We start from the raw sequence: 17,753 nt of genomic DNA on the forward strand, positions 1-17,753 counted from the left end.
GGATTTTCGTCATGGAAGAACAGGCTGCGCTCGAAGCGGCCTCCCGCCGGCGGATCGCGAACGTCAGCCGCAGCCTGGCGGACGCGCGGTCGGCGGCCGACGACGACGTGGTCCGGGTGCAGGCGGCGCGGCTGGAGCACGCGTTCGACCTCGCGCTGCGGTTCACGCTCGGCGAAGGCGAACCGAAGCTGGGCCGGAAGGCGATTCCCCGGCCCCGCAAAGCGTTGCCGCGGCGGTGAACCGTCAGGCCAGGCGGGCGGCGCGGGTGAGCAGGTGGCGCCGCTCGGGTTCGCTGGTGGTGCGCCGGGCCGCCTCCTGGTAGCCGGCGCGCGCCGCGTCGTGGTCGCCGGCCATTTCCAGCAGGTGGGCGCGGACGGACACGAGGTGGTGGGAAGCGGCGGCGCGTTCGTCGGCCGAGAGGGTGCCGAGCAGCGCCAGCCCGGGCGCGGGGCCGTGGACCTCGGCCACCGCGACCGCCCGGTTGAGCGTGACCGCCGGGTTGGGGGCCACGCGCTCGAGAACGGTGTAGAGGGCCAGGATCTGCGGCCAGTCGGTGGCCTCGGCGGTGGGTGCCTCGTCGTGGACGGCGGCGATGGCGGCCTGGAGCTGGTACGGGCCGACCGGGCCGGTCGGCAGGGCGCCGGTCACGAGGGCCACGCCTTCGGCGATGGCTTCGGCGTCCCACCGCGTCCGGTCCTGCTCGCCCAGCGGGACCAGCGACCCGTCCGGGGCCGTGCGGGCCCGGCGGCGGGCGTCGGTCAGCAGCAGGAGGGCCAGCAGCCCGGCCACCTCCCCGTCGCCGGGGACCAGCCGGTGGAGTTCGCGGGCCAGCCGGATCGCCTCGGCCGTCAGCTCGGCCCGCACCAGCCGCGTCCCCGACGTGGCCGTGTAGCCCTCGTTGAAGACGAGGTAGATCACGTGGAGCACCACGCCGAGCCGCGCCGCCCGTTCGGCGGGCGGCGGCGGGGCGAAGCCGGCCCCGGCCGCCTTGATGCGCTGCTTCGCCCGGCTGATGCGCTGGGCCATGGTCGCCTCGGGCACGAGGAAGGCCCGGGCGATCTCGGCGGTCGACAGGCCGCCGACGGCACGCAGGGTCAGCGCGATCTGCGACGGGGGCGTCAGCGCCGGGTGGCAGCACAGGAACAGCAGCGTGAGGGTGTCGTCGGGGTACACCTCGCCGCCGGCGGGGGGAGTGCGGCGGGCATCGGCCTCCTCCCGCCGGCGCCGGGCGGCGTCGCTGCGCACCTGGTCGGCGAGGCGGCGCGACGCCACCGTCACCAGCCACGCCCGGGGGTTCTCGGGCCACCCCTCCACCGGCCACTGGGCGCTGGCCGCCACCAGCGCTTCCTGGACGGCGTCTTCGCAGGCGTCGAAGAGGCCGTAGCGGCGCACCAGCACGCCGAGCACCTCGGGCACCAGGCGCCGCACGGCCTGCCAGCCGGTCACGGCTCGACGTTCGCCTCGTGCATGAGCGGCCGGACCTCGATCCCCCAGTGGCGCGCCGAGGGGTTGCGAGCCGCGATCTCCAGCGCCCGTTCCAGGGAGTCGCAGTCGACGATCGTGAAGCTGCCCAGGAACTCCTTGGCCTCGGCGTAGGGGCCGTCGGTCACCACCGGCGTCCCGCCGGTGACCCGGACCATCTTCGTGTTCACCTCGTCGGCGACGCCGTAGGCGCCGACCAGCTCGCCGGACTCGAACAGCTCCTGGTTGAGGGCATCGGTCTCGCGGATGAGCTCGGCGAGGGCCTCCGCCCCGATCGAGTTGAAGGCTTCTTCGTTGCCGTAGATCAGCAGCATGTACTTCACCGCGCGCTCCTCCGCTCCGCCGGGGCCGGTCCGACCAGATCGCCACTGGCGCCGCGATCGTCCAGCACCAGCTTCGACCGCCCGGTCACGGTATAGCGGATGTGGGTGACCCCGGGCGACTCGACGACCCGGCCCGGGACCAGCTCGATGCCGTCGTCCGCGCCGAGGCCGAGACCGGCGTCGAACAGGCGCTGGCCGTCGCCCAGCAGCACCGGGGCGATGTGCAGCTCGAGCTGGTCGAGCAGCCCGGCGGTGAGCACCTGGCGCAGGAGCTCCCCGCCGCCGGCCACCGCGACGTCCTTGCCGCCGGCGGCGGCCCTGGCCAGCTCGACGGCCCGCTCGGGTCCTTCGGTGACGAAGGTGAAGGACGTGCCGCCCCGGCGTTCGAGCACGGCCCGGGGACGGTGGGTGACGACGAACACCGGGGCGTGGAACGGCGGCTCCTCGCCCCAGGGGACCTCGCCGGCGTCGAACATGCGCCGGCCCATGACGTAGGCACCGGCGGCCGCGAACGTCTCCGCGACGATCTCCGAGTCGATCGACTGCTCACCGCCGGCGAAGCCCTGCCGCTCGCGCCAGGCCATCGCGTCGACGGCCCAGCGGGTGACCCGGAAGAACCCGGGCGCTTCGGGGCCTTGCAGCCAACCGGTCATGCCGTCGGGTTCCCGGGTGTCGCGGGGCCCGGTGTAGCAGCCGTCTAGGGACACCGACATCTGGGCGGTCACCTTGGTCATCGCTCGCGCACCCTCTCGTGGTGGCGGCCTGGCCGGCCGCCGGTACCCCTCAGTCGGAGCCGGCCGGCCGTTCTCGACACGCGCCGGGGAGGAATTCGAGCGGGGTGCCCCGGCTCACGGGACCACGACCGGGGTGCCGGGCAGGACCAGGCGGACGTCGACGCCCGGGGCGAGCCGCGCGACGGCGTCGGCGTAGTGCCGCGGGTCCCGGTCGCCCCGGGTGATCATCCGGTCGCCCAGCCGTCCGCTGTGGAAGGCGTAGTGGTGCGGGACGGCCACGGCCGGCCTCAGCGCGGCCGTCAGCCCGGCCGCTTCCTCGGCGTCCATGACCACCTGCCGGTCGTTCATCGGCCGGACGCACAGGCCGTTCGTCGGCAGGATGGCCAGGTCGACGGGGCCGAACCGGTCCGGGATCGTGTCCAGCTCCGGGACGCGCAGCGAGTCGCCGCCGAAGAAGACCGTGCGTTCGCCTGCCTGGAGGACGAAGGTGACTTCGTGGACGCCGTGCTTGCCCGGTGCCGCCGTCACGGTGAGGTCGCCGATCGTCGTGGCCTCCCACGCCTCGACGACCCGGACGTCGCGGAAACCCTTGTCCCGCGCGATGGCCGCGACGGTGCCGGGCCCGATCAGCGGGGTGGCGAGGTCGAAGCCGCCGGTGACCAGCGCGTCGAGGTCGCAGTGGTCGTAGTGCTCGTGGCTGACCACGACCGCGTCGACGCGGCCCAGCGCGCCGACGGCCGAGGCGAGCGGTTCGCCCGGGTAGTAGGTCGCGGTCTGGGTGAACCACGGGTCGGTCAGGACGCGGAGCCCGCCGAGTTCGATCAGCTGGCAGGCGTGCCCGATCCGGGTGACGCGCAGCGGGGTGCTCATGGTGTTCCCTTCCGGGGTTGTCAGTCGCCGAGGTCGAGGAGCGCGCCCAGCAGCTCTTCGGGGGTCTCGAGCTGCGGCAGGTGGCCGGTGCGGGGGAGCTGGGTGAACCGCGACAGCGGGATCGCCGCGGCGTAGGCCTTCCCGTACTCCGGGTCGACGATGCCGTCGCTTTCGCCCCATACGACGTGCACCGGCAGTTCGAGGTCCCCGAGCCGCCCGGCGAGCGTCGGGTCCGTCATCGCGGGGCCGGTGTAGCCGACGAGGGCGCGCACGTCCGGGCTGGGTCCGGGGCCGCCGGCGCCGGGCGGGACGGGGGCCTTGCCCGGGTCGTGGAAGGAATGCGCCCGGATTTCGGCGGGGGAGAGGCCGCTGATGTCGGTCAGCGGGTGACCGTCCACCTCGATGCCGATCCCGTCGACGATCACGGCGCCGCTGACCCGGGGACTCTTCAGCAGCGCCATTTCGGCGGCCAGCCAGCCGCCGAAGGAGTTGCCGATCACCGTCACGTCCGTGAGGTCGAGCCGATCGAGCAGCGCGACGTACAGCCGCGCCAGCGCGGGCACGCCGGTGAGGCCCCCGGCCTTGGGGGTGCCGCCGAAGCCCGGGTGGGTGGGCAGCAGCACCCGGGAGTGGGTGCGTTCGGCGAGCAGGTCGGCGAAGCCGGTCATCGTCGCGACGCCGCCCCCGCCGTGCAGGAGCAGGTACGGGCGGGTGCGGTCGAGGTCCCGGACGGTCACGTCGGCCGGGTCGAGCGCGTGGGTTTCGGTGCGGGCGGGCCGGAGCGAGCCGGCGAGGGGGCGGGTCGTCATGGGTGCTCCTCGGTCTCGGGACTTACCTAAGGAACCTTATATAAGGATGCTTAGATAAGCAACCTGGTCTCGCGGGGCTTAAGGTGGGCGCATGAAGTACCGCCCCGGTGACGTCGCCCTGGCTGTGAAGCGCCTGCAGTACCGCCACCACCGCGCGTTGAGCCGCGCGCTGGCGCCGCTCGGGCTCTCGCTCGTGCAGTGGGACACGTTGCGCCACCTGCACGCCCGGCCGGACGCCTCGCTGCACGACCTGGCGGTGCTGACCTTCCAGACCGACCAGTCCTTCGGCTCGCTGGCCACCCGGATGGCGGAGCGCGGGCTGATCGAACGCGTCCCGGGCCCGGGGCGGGCGGTGCGGCACCGGCTCACCGAGGAAGGCGCGCGGCTGCGCGCCGAGGGGCAGGAACTGGTCGACGCCGTCGTGACGACGTCGTTCCAGGAGCTGTCGGCCACCCAGGTCGATCAGCTGGGGGAGCTGCTGGATCGCGCGCTGGGGCCGGACCCCACGGCCTGAGGCAGCCGCCGACTTTTGCGTCTGGACGGCGTAATTCTGCTCAAACGCGACATACTTTCGTTGACTTGATGCAAAAGTCGTCCCTACCCTCACTGAGCGTCAGGTAGAGACCCTGGCTCTCCCCGAGGAGCAACGATGCTTCTGGCTGTCCGCGAACGCTGCCGCCGGGCACTTCTGGCGCTAACAGTCCTGTTCACGGCCCTGTCCGCCGTCGTCGTCGGGCCGGCGCACGCCGCCGTGCCGCCCCAAGAGCCGGGTGTGACGCTCCGGGTGTTCGACATGCAGACCGAGCTGACCAAGCTCTGCACCATCAAGCCCGGGTTGACCCCCAACGTCGACAAGCTGATGCCGTCGATCAACTGGACCGGTACCGGCGACTTCGGGGTCGGCGACTTCTTCGTGTCCGAGGTGACCGCCAACATCGCCATCGCGACGGCCGGCACCCACCAGTTCCGGCTGACCAGTGACGACGGCTCGCGGCTGAGCGTCGACGGGCAGGTCGTGATCACCAACGACGGGCTGCACAGCTCGGCCGCGGTGACCGGCTCGGTCGCGCTGACCACCGGCTACCACGCGCTGCGGATCGAGCACTTCGACAACGCCGGCGAGCAGCAGCTCACCCTCGAATGGCAGCCGCCCGGCTCGTCGGCCTTCGCGGTGGTGCCCACCTCCGTGCTCAGCACCGACGCCGGGGTCGTGCGGGTGACGTCGCCGGGGAAGAAGGAGTGCGAAGGCACCGCCGACTCGCCCGGCGACGGCCTGCCGCTGACCGGCGTCCACCCCGGCTTCACGCTGACCGACTTGCGCCCCGGCGGTTTCCAGCCGCAGGTGACCGGGATGGACTGGCTGCCCGACGGGCGCCTCGCCATCGCGACCTGGGGCGGTTCGAACACGACCGCCGGTGAAGTCCACCTGATCGGCAACGCCACCGGGACCACGGACCCGTCCCGGGTGCGGACCCAGCGGATCGCCAGTGGCCTCAAGGAACCGATGGGCGTCAAGTACGTCGACGGCAAGCTGTACGTGTCGGAGAAGACGCGGCTCGTCGAACTCGACGACACCGATGGCGACGGCGTCACCGACGTCTACCGCACGGTCGCGACCTGGCCGTTCGGCGGCAACTTCCACGAGTTCGCGTTCGGGTTGCTGTACCGGGACGGGTTCTTCTACCTCAACCTCTCGGTGGCGATCGACCTCGGTGGCGCGACGACCAGCCCGCAGCCCGCGCCGGGCCGCGGCGTCACCCTCAAGGTCGACAAGAACACCGGTGCCGTCTCGACCATCGCCGGTGGCCTGCGCACCCCGCACGGCATCGGCTGGGGCCCGGAAGGCGACGTCTTCGTCACCGACAACCAGGGCGGCTGGCTGCCCGCGAACAAACTCGTGCGCATCAAGCAGAACCGGTTCTTCAACCACTACACGAACCCGGCGGGCCCGTTCGACGCGCAGCCGGTGACCGCGCCGGTGGTGTGGTTGCCGCACAACGAAATCGCGAACTCGCCCAGCAACCCGGTCCAGCTGACCCAAGGCACCTTCGCCGGCCAGCTCGTCTACGGCGACGTGACCTACGGCGGCCTGCAGCGGGTCTACCTCGAGAAGGTCAACGGCGAGTACCAGGGCGCGGTTTTCCGGATGACACAAGGACTCGAGTCCGGGGTCAGCCGGATCAGCCTCGGCCCGGACGGCGCGATCTACACCGGCGGGATCGACGGCGGCGGAAACTGGGGGCAGCCGGGCAAGCTCGCCTACGGCCTGCAGAAGCTGACGCCCAACGGCGCCGGCACCTTCGACATCCTCGCCATGCGGGCGGTCGCGGGCGGGTTCGAACTCGAGTACACCCAGCCGCTGTCCGCGGCGACCGTGGCCGACCTGAGCACGAAGTACCAGGTCTCGCAATGGCGGTACGCGCCAACGGCCGCGTACGGCGGCCCGAAGGTCGACGAGCAGACGCTCGCCGTCACCGGCACGACGGTGTCCGCCGACCGCAAGAAGGTCACGCTGCGGATCGCCGGCCTGCAGGCCGGGCGGGTCGTGCACGTCCGGTCGCCGCGGCCGTTCGCGGCCGAATCCGGCACGCCGTTGTGGAGCACGGAAGCGTGGTACACCCTCAACTCCGTGGTGGGTGGCCCGCCCGCCGCCCTGACCTACGAAGCGGAGCGGGCCACGCTGAGCGGCGGCGCGGGCGTCAACACCGACCACCCGGGCTACCAGGCCACCGGATTCGTCGACGGGTACTGGAACTCCGGCGCCGCCACGACGTTCGCGGTGACCGTGCCGTCCGCCGGGACCTACAACGTCGGCCTGCGGTACTCGAACGGCCCGAACCCCAGCGCCGGCACGAAATCCGTGAGCGTCTACGTCAACGGCGCGAAGGTCCGCCAGACCCGGCTCGCCAGCACGACGACGTGGGACAACTGGGCGCTGCAGCCGGAAGCCCTCTCGCTCGCCGCGGGCGCCAACTCGATCTCCTACCGGTTCGACAGCGGCGACACCGGCAACGTCAACCTCGACAACATCACCGTCACCGCGGCCACCCGCGTCCCGCTGTTCGACGGGACGAACCTGGACGCGTGGGAGCTCCGATCCGGCGGCGCGGCAACGTGGCCGATCTCCGGCGGGTCCGTGGAAGCGCTCGGCGGGGACATCCGGACCCGGCAGAAGTTCGGCGACTTCAAGCTCCACGTCGAGTGGTACGAGCCGCAATACCCGCCGGAGGTGACCGGGCAGGCGCGGGGCAACAGCGGCGTCTACCTGCAGGACCGGTACGAGCTGCAGGTGCTCGATTCCTTCGGGGACACCACGCTCGCCAACGACGAGGCCGGTTCGATCTACTCGCAGAAGGCGCCGGACGTCAACGCCGCGACCGCACCGCTGACGTGGCAGACCTACGACATCACGTTCCGGGCGGCCCGGTTCGACAGCGCCGGGACCAAGACCGACAACGCCCGGGTGACCGTCGTCTGGAACGGCGTGACCGTCCACAACGACGTCGCCATCACCGGTTCGACCGGCGGCGGTGATCCGGAAGGCGCGGCCGCCGGCGCGATCCGGCTGCAGGACCACGGTGACGCCGGTGCGAACCCGAGGTTCCGGAACGTCTGGGTCGAGCCGATCGGCTGACCGTCGTCCGGCGGGCGCCCGTGCACCGGGCCCCCGCCGGACGCGTCTGTCCACATTAGACGATCGCGTCGCCGAACCAGCGCCGGGCGGCCCGGTCGAACGAGCCGCGATCGGGGACGCGCTCTCCGGCCCAGGCGACGACTCCGTCGGGACGGATCAGGACCGCACCGAACCCGAGGTCGTTTTCCGCGGTACCCGCGACGTACCGCACCTCGCCTTCCCAGGCCGCCGCGGAAGCACGCAGGCCCTCGCCGGCGCTGAAGTCGAGGACGACGCCGCGGCCGTCCTGCACCAGGTCGGCGAGGGCCGTCCCGTCTGCCAGGCGGAAGGCCGGGGCCGTCCGGCCGACCAGCGGCCGGTCGCTGCCGAGGTCGTAGCGGGCCGAGGTGCCGGAAAGCTTTTCGAACACGTACGTCGTGCCCTCCCGGGTGCCGAGCAGGTCGCGCAGCACGCTCTGGACCGCCTGGGCGTGCGGATCCGGCCGCATCGACGCCACCTGGGCCCGCGTCCAGCCCAGCGCCCAGGCACCGACCGGGTGGCGCTCGCGCGAGTAGGTGTCGAGCAGTCCCTCCGGCGCGTGCCCGCGGATCGTCGCCGCGAGCTTCCAGCCCAGGTTGACCGCGTCGCCGATGCCCGTGTTGAGACCCTGCCCGCCGAGGGGCGACACGATGTGCGCGGCGTCGCCCGCGAGCAGGACGCGGCCGCGCCGGTAGGTCGTCGCCTGCATCGCCCGGTCGGTGTAGCTCGAGGCGAGGTGGACCGCCGTCAGCGTCACGTCGGTACCGGACACGCGGCGCAGCACTTCCTGCAGGTGCTCGCGGGTGACTTCCCGCGAGCGGTCGAACGCGCCGCCGTCGAAGTCCATCACGCCGATGTGCCCCTCCGCGGGCATCCGGATGTACATGCCCGCCGGGGTCAGGGTGAACCCCGGGTTCAGCTTTTCGACGTCGGGGCTGGTGGCGAGCGCGACGTAGCCGGTGAACCGGGGCGCGGTGCCGGCGAACTCGAAGCCCGCGAGCCGGCGCACCGCGCTGCGCCCGCCGTCGCAGCCGACGGCCCAGCGTGCCGGGTACTCGTGCTCGCCGGCGTGCACGACCACGTGCTCGTCGTCCTGGGTGAGACCGTCCACCACGACCCCGCGGCGGACCTCGACGCCGAGCTTGGCGGCTCGCTCCGCCAGGACCGCTTCGACCGTGTCGAGGCTCGTCATGACGGTGTCCGGCAGCGGGCTGGGCAGCCGGAACGGCAGGGCCGTGAGGTCGACGTCGGCCGCGTCGAGCACGATCCCGGCGAAGTGCCCCGCCAGGCGGGGCCGGCCCGGCTCGCCGGCGCCGGCGAACCCGGGCAGCCCGGCCGCTTCCGCGAGCAGCGGCTCCAGCAGCCCGCGGCGGTCGAACGCCGCGATGGAGGTGGCGAACAGGCCGCGGCGGCCGAGCGGGGCCGTCCGCCAGGGGGTGCCGGGCTCCGGTTCCCGTTCCAGCACCAGGACCGAGCAGCCCGCGAGGCCCAGCTCGCAGGCCAGGAACAGACCGACCGGGCCGGCGCCCACGATCACTGCGTCATGCATGAGGAATCCCCTTCCGCAGCCGGTTCTCGGCGACCGGTTCAGGCTGCTGCGCGGCGCGCTCAGGGCGCGCACACGGCGCTGGTACGGGGTGTCAGGCACGCACAGCGGCGCACCGGCGGCCTGGGCCGGCGGTCAGTCGTCGGCGGGCAGGTCGAGGGGTGCCTGCAGGTCGTCGGCGCGGAACAGGACCGCGTGCTCGGCGCCCATGGCCTTCCCGTTCATCGCGGTGAACTTCGGGATCAGGTCGGCCGGGGCGGGGTGGTCCGGGAGCGCGGCCAGGTAGGCGGCGTGCGCCTCCAGCGAGGCGACGCCGCGGCGCAGCGGCTCGCCGGTGACGTCGACACCGTGGGTGGCGCCGGTGCCGCCGTGGGCGGGGGTGAGGAGCCAGCGCACGGAATGCGGTTCGAGGCGCTCTTCGTCGATCTGGTCGGGGAAGACCCACCGGTTGCCGGCGTCGCGCACCGCGTCGAGCGTCGCGAGCCCGGCCGCGCGGTGGTCGGCCTGGTCGTAGCCGAAGGGCGTTTCGACCTCGTGGCCGGTGCGGTACACGACGTCGGGCTTGAACCGGCGGATTTCGCGGCAGATGTCGCGGCGCAGGCCGAGGCCGTAGACGAGGACGCCGTCGGGGTGGTCGAGGATCGTCAGGTGTCCGACCCCGACGACGTCGCAGGCGGCCCGCTGTTCGGCGGCGCGCAGGCGGGCGGTCTCCTCGGGCGGGTTCGGCATGCCGGCTTCACCGCGGGTGAGCAGCAGGTAGCCGACCTCGATGCCGCGCGCGGTCCAGCGGGCCACCGCCGCGGACGTGCCGTACTCCATGTCGTCGGGGTGCGCGACGACGCAGAGCACACGCCGGAAGGACTCTTCGGGAAGGGCAGGCAGTGTCATGGGGACAGCCTGCCGCTTCCAGGACCCGTTGTCCGGGGTGCCCGGCGCGGAAGACCTGATCGCCGCGGCGGTCGGGCCGGGCCCGATGGGGCTGGTGTCCCCTTCTCCGCGGCGCTCCGTCGAAGCGGTGGTGACGGCGTTCGGGTTCGCCCACCACCAAGCGGCCGACGCCCGTCCAGCGGCGAAACCCTGCTCACCCTGATCGGCACACCGGCTCGGCCGGAGCGCACCGCGTGGTGGTCGCGATGGCCGGCCGGTCGGCCATCCGACGGCTGACTGTTGCTTGTTCTGTCATGCGGAAGTTAGCCTCCGCAGAACGGAACTATGGAGGCTCACTTCCACCGAGAGGCGGATTCGATGGCGAAGAGCACGCCGGAGACAGGTGACGGGGCGGCCGCGGTGGGCAGGCCCGAGGACGAACGGCTCGGGATCGGCAGGACTTTCGCCTACGGCATCCAGCACGTCCTGACCATGTACGGCGGGATCATCGCGCCCCCGCTGATCATCGGGGGCGCCGCGGGCGTCTCGCCCGCCGAAATCGGGCTGCTCGTCGCGTCGTGCCTGTTCATCGGTGGGCTGGCGACGATCCTGCAGTCCTACGGCGTGCCGTTCTTCGGCTCGCGGCTGCCGCTGGTGCAGGGCACCTCCTTCGCCGGCGTGGCGACGATGACCGCGATCGTGGCCGATGGCGGGCTTCCCGCGGTGTTCGGTGCGGTGATCGTGTCCGCGCTGCTCGGCCTGCTCATCACGCCGGTGTTCTCCCGGCTGGTGAAGTACTTCCCGCCGGTCGTCACCGGGACGGTGATCACGGTGATCGGGCTCAGCCTGATGCCGGTCGCGGCCCGGTGGGCGATGGGCAACGACGCCAAGGCCGCGGACTTCGGGTCGGTCGCCGACATCGGGCTGGCCGCGGCGACGCTGGCGATCGTCCTGCTGCTGAGCAAGATCGCCGTTCCGGCGATTTCCCGGCTCTCGATCCTCCTGGCCATCGTGGTGGGCACCGCGCTGGCCGCCGTCCTCGGCAAGGCCGATTTCTCCCAGGTGGGGAACGGGCCGATCTTCGCGGTACCGGCCCCGTTCGGCTTCGGTGCGCCGACCTTCGACGTCGCCGCGATCGTGTCGATGTTCATCGTCGTGCTGGTGACCCTCACGGAGACCACGGCCGACATCCTCGCGGTCGGGGAAATCGTCGGCACGCGGGTCGGCCACCGCCGGATCGGCGACGGCCTGCGCGCCGACATGGCCTCGTCGGCGATCGCACCGATCTTCAACGGCTTCATCCAGAGCGCCTTCGCGCAGAACGTCGGCCTCGTCGCGATCACCGGGGTCCGGAGCAGGTTCGTGGTGACCGCCGGCGGCGGGGTGCTGGTGGTCCTCGGCCTGCTCCCGGTGCTCGGGCGGGTGGTCGCGGCCATCCCGTACCCGGTCCTGGGCGGCGCCGGTCTGGTGCTGTTCGGCACGGTCGCGGCCGCCGGCATCAAGACGCTGTCCAAAGTGGACTTCAACGGCAACCTCAACCTGGTGATCGTCGCGGCTTCCGTCGGCCTGGGCATGGTCCCGATCGCGGTGCCCGGCTTCTACGACCGGTTCCCGGCGTGGGTCGGCACGATCTTCCACTCCGGGATCAGCTCCGCCGCGCTGCTGGCCGTCGTGCTGAACCTGGTGTTCAACCACCTGAAGCCGGGCAAGGCGGGCAGCGAGCCGTCGGTCTTCGCGACGGCGACCCGGGTGATCGACTACTCGGACCTGAAGGTCCTTTCCCGGCTCGAGAACGGTGACAAGGTCGTCGACGGCAAGATCGTGGACGCGCGGGGCCGGCCGGTTCCGGTGCGGAACTCCGACGGGCAGCCGGTGTCCTACCGGATCGGCTCCGAGCCGGAGGAGCGCTGACGCGGTGACGAGGTTCCGGTGGCCGGGTGCCACGACCGGTCGTGGCACCCGGACTCACCGACGGGGTGGGGTCAGCCGGTCCGGCCGGCCTCGCTCGCGGGCAGGACCCGGTTCCACACCCGGACGTCGTCGATGCTGCCCGGCCAGAAGTCGCTGTGCTGCCCGCCCGAGACCGCGCGGCCGATCGCCAGCGGGCCCGGCGCGGCGTCGCCGGTCGCCTGGCTCCACGTCTTCGCCTGCGCCACGCCGTCGACGTAGAGGGTGTAGGTGCCGGCGTCGGCGTCGTGCACCCCGACCAGGTGGTACCAGCGCCCGGGTTGCGGAGCGACGTCCGACAGCGCCCGGCCGGAGCTCGTCGAGAACGCCAAGCGGTCGTCGGCCGCCGAATACTGGAGGTAGAAGCCGCTGCTCGGGGTGCCGTCCTGGCTGAGCGCCGTCGCCCAGGAACCCGTGTGGTCGAGCCGGACCCGGGCGCTGACCGAGTAGTTGCCGGTGGTGTCCACGACCGGGCCGCCGGTCGCCGCGTACTGGCTCGCGCCGTCGAGCCGCAGGGCCGTGCCGGACGTGCCGGGGACCCATGCGGGGGAACCGGTCAAGGTGGCGTCGTGCGTTCCCGCGCTGTCGTGGGCGACCGCTCCACTGCCCTCGTCGAGGTTCCAGGCGCCGACCGGGTCCCGCTGCCCGGCGGGATGGGCGATCTGGAGGTTCTGGCGCTGGTGCGTGGTTTCGGTCCGGCCGCCGGGGCCGCGGTAGGACGCGGTCGCCGTCACCGTCGCCGCGCTGCCCGGCTCGGCACCCGGCGGTGCGGTCAGCGTGTAGTCCCAGGTCCGGCTCTGCCCGGGCCGGATCGCGGCGGGCGGGCGGCCGGTGGCCGTGACCGACCAGCCGTCCGGGACGGCGACGCTCACCCGCGGGGCGACGAGCGGGCTGCCGGTGGTGTTCCGCACGGTCACGCTCAGCGGCGTGCTCCCGCCGACCGTGATGACGCCGCCTGTGTTGGCGGGACCGACGGTGATCCGCGCGTCGCGGCTCGACGGTGTCCAGGACTGCAGCTCGGTGACGCCGACGAAGGCGCCCGGCGGATTCGTGAACACGAGCCGGACCTTGCTGGTGGTGAGCGTCGGGAAGGTGATGCGGTTGACGCCGTTGCCCACCGGGGCCGCCTGCTCGCGGACCTGGCCGGGGACTTCCTGCCAGGCGGAGCCGGTCCAGTACTCCAGGCGGTAGGCCGCGGCGGGTTTGACCCCGCCGCCGTCGTCGTAGCCGTGCCAGCGGATGTCGCCGACCGGCGTGGGCGCGCCGAAGTCGACGCCGTAGAAGTCGCTCGCGTTCGGCGAGGAGTAGTTGGTCCAGCGGGTGTTCTCGGGGACTTCGCGGTACCAGACCTTGCCGTCGAGCGCGCTCCACGGGTTGTCGCCGGGCCACGTGTACGACGTGATCGGCTTCGGGTAGCCGGTGCGCAGCGGGTTCGCGGCGTCGTCGACGAGTTCCCCGGGCCGGGGGAGCGCGGTGCGGCCGACGTCGATCGTGGTGGCGCGCAGCGTCGCCGAGCGCTGGACGAGCCGGCCGTCGACGTAGAGCCGCATCCCGGCGCCCTGCCCGTAGTGCTTGCCGTCGCGGTCCCACAGCACCGTCACGGAATGGCCGTGGTACGGCACGTTTTCGGCGGCGAAGTGGTCCCAAGCGGACGGGGTGAGCGGCTGGACCCGCAGGGTGTCGTCGCTCTGGGGGCGGAGGCCGATCAGCCCGGACAGCACGAGATCGGTGTAGCTGGAGTGGTTGTAGTCCTCGCTGTGGTTCTGCCCGTCGTAGATCCACGCGTCGCGGTCCGGGTCGTGCGCCTCGGCGACGTAGGGCTCGCCGTTCTTGGTCTGGGTGCGCGCGTAGGCCGCCAGCGCCGCGGCGTAGTCCTCTTTGGACACCGTGGGCTGGGCCGGGTAGTCGTCGAGGAGGTTCGCCAGGCCGGTCAGGGTCTGCGCGGTGGCGAAGGGCCAGCTCGGCCCGTCCCAGCGGCAGCAGGAACCGGCGTCCTTCATGAAGAACGGGCTGCGGCGCTCGGCGGTGGTGGGGCCGAAGGCGCTCGCGAAGCCCTGGGGGTCGAGCAGCTGGGACCACGCCGCGCTGTCGGCGGGCCGGGCGGCGCCGAACATCCAGGGGAGGTACCCGATCTGCTCGCGGCTGCCGGACAGCTTGTGGTCCGGGTTGTCGTCGCGGGCCATCGCGTAGTAGAAGCCGCGGTCCGGGTCCCAGAGCCACTTCTGCAGGGAAGTCTTCAGCTTCGCGGCGCGCTGGGCGTACTCGGCGGCGAGCTCGCGGTCGCCGGCCGAGGCGGCGATGCGGCTGATCGCGAGGGCGTCGCCGTACTGGTAGGAATTGAGCGTCGGCCGGTAGCCGGCGCCGCCGTGGTAGGGGTTGGGCGATTCGTAGGAGGAGGCCGAGAACTCCATGGCGTCCCACACCGGCACGGACCAGTACAGCCCGAGGCCGGCGTCGAACTGCTTGTCCCAGCCGCGGTATTGGCGCACGAGGGCGGGCAGCAGTTCGCGCAGCGGGCCGAAGTCGCCGGTCACCTGGGCCTGGCCGTAGGCCGAAGTGGCCAGCCAGACGCTGTACTCGTGCGCCCAGTCGGTGGTGTCGGCGTTGACGTCGTCGGTGGCGGGCTTGGCGCCCGCGCCGGGGCCGGTGAGCCAGAACCGGAGGTAGTCCTGGCCGTAGCCCGGATCGCGCAGCCAGCGCCCCTCGGTCAGCTGGTGCCCGGCGGCCGCGTTGATCGCCTGGTAGGGCGCGGCGTAACCGCAGCAGTCGAGGAACTCGGTCGAGATCCAGCCGTCGGCGGGGTTCGTGTAGCGCAGGTGTTCCTTGAAGACGCGCCAGCGGTAGTAGTAGACGCTCTCCATCGTGGTGTCGGGGAGGTCGACGAACGGGATGTTCGCTTCGTACCAGGCGGGATCGGCGTACCCGGCGAGGGCGGCGGAGTGGTCGAGGAAGTGCGTCCCCGAGCCGGTGCCCGCGGCGGCCGCGTCGGCGACGCCGGTGAGCGCGACCTGCGCGAGCAGGCCCACGGCGACCAGCCAGGTTCTTCCCCACGACACTCGGCGGCGCATCGGGTCCTCCACGGTTTACAACGTTGTAAAACTCAGACTCGACCACTATCGCTCAGAAACGCTCAGAAGGGAACACCCGTCTTGCGTGCGCTGACCCTGGATGGCCGGCCGGTTGCTCTCGGTGTGCGACACCGCGGCCGGCGCCGATCCGCCGAACGGCGGCATAGCACCGCGCCACGGTGAATCGCATGACCGCGATGACCTGCGGTGCGGTGCGCGCACCGTCGAAAGTCGGTGCCGGGCAAGGGAAAACCCGGCCAGCATCCTTCTTCCGCGGGCGGTCTCGCGTCCGCCGGGGAACGAGGAGATGCGTCGATGCGGAAGCTGCTTGCCCTCCTTTGCTGTGCCTTGGCCGCCACGGCGGTCACGATCGCGCCGGCCGGTGCGGCGGCCGCGCCCGGGGTCGTACCCGGCTTGACCGGCGCCGCCGCGAAGGCGGCCGCCGGGCCGATGGCCGATCGGTTCCTGCAGCTGCGCCAAGGGAAAACCGTCGCGCAGCGGCACACGTTCTGGGGGCCCGAACCCCAGCTCGCCACCAGCGCCGACGGGCTGGTGGTCACCCAGAGCGTCACCCCCGGCCTGCGCATCTCCAACCGCAACGACGTCGTGTACGCACCCACGATGAAGCCGACCGGCCACTCGTGCGTCGAGGTCGTCACCGCCTACGGGCTCGGTGAAGCGGCGCAGGTCTGGGCGTGGGACTGGTGCCGTTCGGTGTCGCCGGCGAAGGTCGTCCCGATCGACAGCGCCTTCCTGGCGAGCTACACCACCTCGGTCGACGGGCACCCGGCCTACACCGTGCAGGAGGTCCGGACCAACACGACGGCCAACAGCTGGACGGCCTCGCTGTACAACGTGAAGACCGGCGCGTGGGACACGCTGTTCACCCAGAGCGGCAGCGACCAGAGCTCGCTGGACGAGGGCTGGGACATCTTCGAGCTGTATTCGACGCGCAACCCCGCGACCGGCAACGCCTACTACTGCTCGGATGCCCGCGGCTCGGTGTTCGAGTCGAGCTCGCTGCAGCTGCGCGTCGGCGGCCGCTGGGTGCCGGCGTCGCCGGCGAACTCGCCGCTGCGCCCGACCGCGAACCCGCGACCGGCCGACTACGACTGCTCGACGCTGCGGTTCGAGGTGCCGGCGCCGAACAGCGCCTGGCGGGTCACGGTCTGAGCGGGGAGTCGCGAAGCCGGCCGCGCTGACCAGGAGTCCGCCCGGGCCCGGCAACGCCGCGGCGGCGGGCGACCCGGCCGGTTCAGGAACAGTCCTCGAGCAGCTCGCGGCCGCGTTCGCGCCACCAGGTGTCGAACGCGGCGCTGCAGCCCTCGCGGCCGGCGTAGCTCGCCGCGACGGCGGCGTGGATCTCCCCGGCGTGCGCCGCCACCGGGGTGCCCGGCCGGTAGCAGAGACGCAGCTCCTGCCACAGCGGCTCGCCCTCGATGGCGCGCACGGCGACGGTCGACGGCCGGTCTTCGCGCGTCGCCAGTGCCGGTGCGACGGCCATGCCGGCGCGGACGAGGTCCAGCAGCGTGGCCAGGCACCGCGGCTGGTGCGGCTGGTCGAGCACGACGCCGTGGCGCCGGCACACCCGCTGCAGGTACGCCGACCAGCGCGTCGTGCCCGGCGGGTCGTCGGCCCACGGGTGCTCGCCGAGGCCGGCGAACGGGACCGCGGGTGCCGCGGCCAGCGGGTGGTCGGGCGAGAGGATCACGAACACCGGCTCCCGCGGGTGCACCACCAGGGTCTCGATGCCGTCGGGAACGACGGCGCCGGGTAGTGGTGGCAGGTAGACCAACGCGAGGTCCAGCCCGCCCGCGGCGAGCCGGGCGAGGGTGACCGACTCGTCCTGGTCCTCGTGCACGCTCACCCCGCGGGTCCACGGCTGCTCGCCCAGCCAGCGCGACACGGCCAGGTGCAGGAAACCGCAGTAGCCGCCGACGCGCAGGGGCCCGGTGAGCGCCCGCTGTTCGCCGATCCGGTCGGTCAGCGCGGACACGCCGGCCAGCACCGCCCGGGCTTCGGTGACGACGTCGGTGCCGAGCCGGGTGGGCTCGCACCCGGTGGGGGACCGGAGGAACAGGGCGCCGCCGACCGACCGTTCCACCCGGCGCAGGAGCCCGGACAGCGCCGGCTGCGAAACGTGCAGCACGCGGGCCGCGCGGGTGAGGCTGCGCGCGTCGGCGACGGCCACGAGGGCACGCAGGTGGCGCAGTTCGAGCTCCACGCTTCCCACTGTAGGCCGGGTGATCAGCGGGGACACCCGACCTGAGTCGGGTAGTGCGCGCGAAAGGGGAGGGCTCGGCGGCGAACGGGGGGCGTTCCGCCGCCGAGCCGGACTGCCGTGCCCGGACCGATCGGGGGGCGTGCCGGTCCGAGCACCTCAGCACCGACAAGAGGGCCGGGCGCCGCCGGAATGACGTCCCGGGCCCGCATTCACCGGTTCGGGTGACGCGGG

The 17,753-nt window shown here is 72.6% G+C and carries 15 protein-coding genes; 6 read left to right on the plus strand and 9 right to left on the minus strand.

Annotated elements, in window-relative coordinates; translation table 11 throughout:
• Nucleotides 1–11 precede the first annotated feature (11 nt).
• Nucleotides 12–239 carry a hypothetical protein gene (locus tag AB5J73_RS28005; protein WP_086862720.1) on the plus strand — a complete coding sequence of 76 codons (228 nt, stop codon included), beginning with the start codon at nucleotides 12–14 and terminating at the stop codon, nucleotides 237–239.
• A 4-nt stretch (nucleotides 240–243) separates the two neighbouring features.
• On the opposite strand, the gene AB5J73_RS28010 is transcribed toward AB5J73_RS28005, so the two are convergent.
• The 5 genes from AB5J73_RS28010 to AB5J73_RS28030 all read right to left on the minus strand — a co-directional run bounded on the left by AB5J73_RS28010 (nucleotide 244) and on the right by AB5J73_RS28030 (nucleotide 4,218).
• On the minus strand, nucleotides 244–1,446 hold the full coding sequence (locus AB5J73_RS28010) for an RNA polymerase sigma factor (protein ID WP_370961648.1): 1,203 nt from the start codon (nucleotides 1,444–1,446) through the stop codon (nucleotides 244–246).
• Entirely contained in the window at nucleotides 1,443–1,796 is a 354-nt protein-coding gene (locus tag AB5J73_RS28015; protein ID WP_370973364.1) for a YciI family protein, read from the minus strand. The genes AB5J73_RS28010 and AB5J73_RS28015 overlap by 4 nt, the downstream gene beginning before the upstream one ends.
• A 5-nt stretch (nucleotides 1,797–1,801) precedes the next feature.
• Nucleotides 1,802–2,539 (minus strand): dihydrofolate reductase family protein, encoded by a 738-nt coding sequence (locus AB5J73_RS28020; RefSeq protein WP_370961649.1) that lies wholly within the window; start codon nucleotides 2,537–2,539, stop codon nucleotides 1,802–1,804.
• Nucleotides 2,540–2,653: 114 nt separating this feature from the next.
• A complete protein-coding gene (locus AB5J73_RS28025) occupies nucleotides 2,654–3,409 on the minus strand; it encodes an MBL fold metallo-hydrolase (protein ID WP_370961650.1) in 756 nt (251 codons plus the stop codon).
• A 20-nt stretch (nucleotides 3,410–3,429) separates the two neighbouring features.
• Entirely contained in the window at nucleotides 3,430–4,218 is a 789-nt protein-coding gene (locus AB5J73_RS28030) for an alpha/beta fold hydrolase (protein WP_370961651.1), read from the minus strand.
• A gap of 91 nt (nucleotides 4,219–4,309) precedes the next feature.
• Between AB5J73_RS28030 and AB5J73_RS28035 the strand changes: the two genes are divergently transcribed.
• Nucleotides 4,310–4,732: a MarR family winged helix-turn-helix transcriptional regulator gene (locus AB5J73_RS28035; RefSeq protein ID WP_370961652.1), complete on the plus strand. Its 423-nt coding sequence runs from the start codon at nucleotides 4,310–4,312 to the stop codon at nucleotides 4,730–4,732.
• Nucleotides 4,733–4,867: 135 nt separating this feature from the next.
• The gene (locus AB5J73_RS28040; protein WP_370961653.1) at nucleotides 4,868–7,852 is read left to right on the plus strand and encodes a family 16 glycoside hydrolase; all 2,985 of its coding nucleotides are present in this window, start codon (nucleotides 4,868–4,870) and stop codon (nucleotides 7,850–7,852) included.
• 55 nt (nucleotides 7,853–7,907) lie between these two features.
• Here AB5J73_RS28040 and AB5J73_RS28045 read toward each other — a convergent pair whose 3' ends face one another.
• Together AB5J73_RS28045 and AB5J73_RS28050 are read right to left on the minus strand one after the other, a co-directional pair.
• The gene (locus tag AB5J73_RS28045; protein WP_370961654.1) at nucleotides 7,908–9,419 is read right to left on the minus strand and encodes an FAD-dependent monooxygenase; all 1,512 of its coding nucleotides are present in this window, start codon (nucleotides 9,417–9,419) and stop codon (nucleotides 7,908–7,910) included.
• Between the two features lie 132 nt (nucleotides 9,420–9,551).
• The gene (locus AB5J73_RS28050; protein ID WP_370961655.1) at nucleotides 9,552–10,304 is read right to left on the minus strand and encodes a PIG-L deacetylase family protein; all 753 of its coding nucleotides are present in this window, start codon (nucleotides 10,302–10,304) and stop codon (nucleotides 9,552–9,554) included.
• Here AB5J73_RS28050 and AB5J73_RS28055 point away from each other — a divergent pair.
• The gene (locus AB5J73_RS28055; protein WP_370961656.1) at nucleotides 10,303–10,506 is read left to right on the plus strand and encodes a hypothetical protein; all 204 of its coding nucleotides are present in this window, start codon (nucleotides 10,303–10,305) and stop codon (nucleotides 10,504–10,506) included. The two genes, AB5J73_RS28050 and AB5J73_RS28055, sit on opposite strands and share 2 nt — an antisense overlap.
• 155 nt (nucleotides 10,507–10,661) lie before the next feature.
• Nucleotides 10,662–12,194, plus strand: a complete 1,533-nt coding sequence (locus tag AB5J73_RS28060) for a nucleobase:cation symporter-2 family protein (RefSeq protein WP_370961657.1) — start codon at nucleotides 10,662–10,664, stop codon at nucleotides 12,192–12,194.
• Between the two features lie 71 nt (nucleotides 12,195–12,265).
• Here AB5J73_RS28060 and AB5J73_RS28065 read toward each other — a convergent pair whose 3' ends face one another.
• Complete coding sequence (locus tag AB5J73_RS28065; protein ID WP_370961658.1) at nucleotides 12,266–15,298, minus strand: LamG-like jellyroll fold domain-containing protein; 3,033 nt, start codon at nucleotides 15,296–15,298, stop codon at nucleotides 12,266–12,268.
• A 315-nt stretch (nucleotides 15,299–15,613) separates the two neighbouring features.
• On the opposite strand from AB5J73_RS28065, the gene AB5J73_RS28070 reads away from it, so the two are divergent.
• Nucleotides 15,614–16,471 carry a carbohydrate-binding protein gene (locus AB5J73_RS28070; RefSeq protein WP_370961659.1) on the plus strand — a complete coding sequence of 286 codons (858 nt, stop codon included), beginning with the start codon at nucleotides 15,614–15,616 and terminating at the stop codon, nucleotides 16,469–16,471.
• Nucleotides 16,472–16,553: 82 nt separating this feature from the next.
• On the opposite strand, the gene AB5J73_RS28075 is transcribed toward AB5J73_RS28070, so the two are convergent.
• Entirely contained in the window at nucleotides 16,554–17,522 is a 969-nt protein-coding gene (locus AB5J73_RS28075) for a LysR family transcriptional regulator (protein WP_370961660.1), read from the minus strand.
• Nucleotides 17,523–17,753: the final 231 nt, after the last annotated feature.

Origin of the sequence: Amycolatopsis sp. cg9, from assembly GCF_041346945.1 — a bacterium.
In the GTDB taxonomy this organism is placed as follows: domain Bacteria; phylum Actinomycetota; class Actinomycetes; order Mycobacteriales; family Pseudonocardiaceae; genus Amycolatopsis.

What these genes read in the sequence shown, in the direction of transcription:
- AB5J73_RS28055 (WP_370961656.1), top strand. Translation starts at nt 10,303, where the DNA reads ATGGGGACAGCCTGCCGCTTCCAGGACCCGTTGTCCGGGGTGCCCGGC.
- AB5J73_RS28015 (WP_370973364.1), bottom strand. Translation starts at nt 1,796, where the DNA reads ATGCTGCTGATCTACGGCAACGAAGAAGCCTTCAACTCGATCGGGGCG.
- AB5J73_RS28005 (WP_086862720.1), top strand. Translation starts at nt 12, where the DNA reads ATGGAAGAACAGGCTGCGCTCGAAGCGGCCTCCCGCCGGCGGATCGCG.
- AB5J73_RS28035 (WP_370961652.1), top strand. Translation starts at nt 4,310, where the DNA reads ATGAAGTACCGCCCCGGTGACGTCGCCCTGGCTGTGAAGCGCCTGCAG.
- AB5J73_RS28045 (WP_370961654.1), bottom strand. Translation starts at nt 9,419, where the DNA reads ATGCATGACGCAGTGATCGTGGGCGCCGGCCCGGTCGGTCTGTTCCTG.
- AB5J73_RS28070 (WP_370961659.1), top strand. Translation starts at nt 15,614, where the DNA reads ATGCGGAAGCTGCTTGCCCTCCTTTGCTGTGCCTTGGCCGCCACGGCG.
- AB5J73_RS28060 (WP_370961657.1), top strand. Translation starts at nt 10,662, where the DNA reads ATGGCGAAGAGCACGCCGGAGACAGGTGACGGGGCGGCCGCGGTGGGC.
- AB5J73_RS28065 (WP_370961658.1), bottom strand. Translation starts at nt 15,298, where the DNA reads ATGCGCCGCCGAGTGTCGTGGGGAAGAACCTGGCTGGTCGCCGTGGGC.
- AB5J73_RS28020 (WP_370961649.1), bottom strand. Translation starts at nt 2,539, where the DNA reads ATGACCAAGGTGACCGCCCAGATGTCGGTGTCCCTAGACGGCTGCTAC.
- AB5J73_RS28025 (WP_370961650.1), bottom strand. Translation starts at nt 3,409, where the DNA reads ATGAGCACCCCGCTGCGCGTCACCCGGATCGGGCACGCCTGCCAGCTG.
- AB5J73_RS28030 (WP_370961651.1), bottom strand. Translation starts at nt 4,218, where the DNA reads ATGACGACCCGCCCCCTCGCCGGCTCGCTCCGGCCCGCCCGCACCGAA.
- AB5J73_RS28050 (WP_370961655.1), bottom strand. Translation starts at nt 10,304, where the DNA reads ATGACACTGCCTGCCCTTCCCGAAGAGTCCTTCCGGCGTGTGCTCTGC.
- AB5J73_RS28040 (WP_370961653.1), top strand. Translation starts at nt 4,868, where the DNA reads ATGCTTCTGGCTGTCCGCGAACGCTGCCGCCGGGCACTTCTGGCGCTA.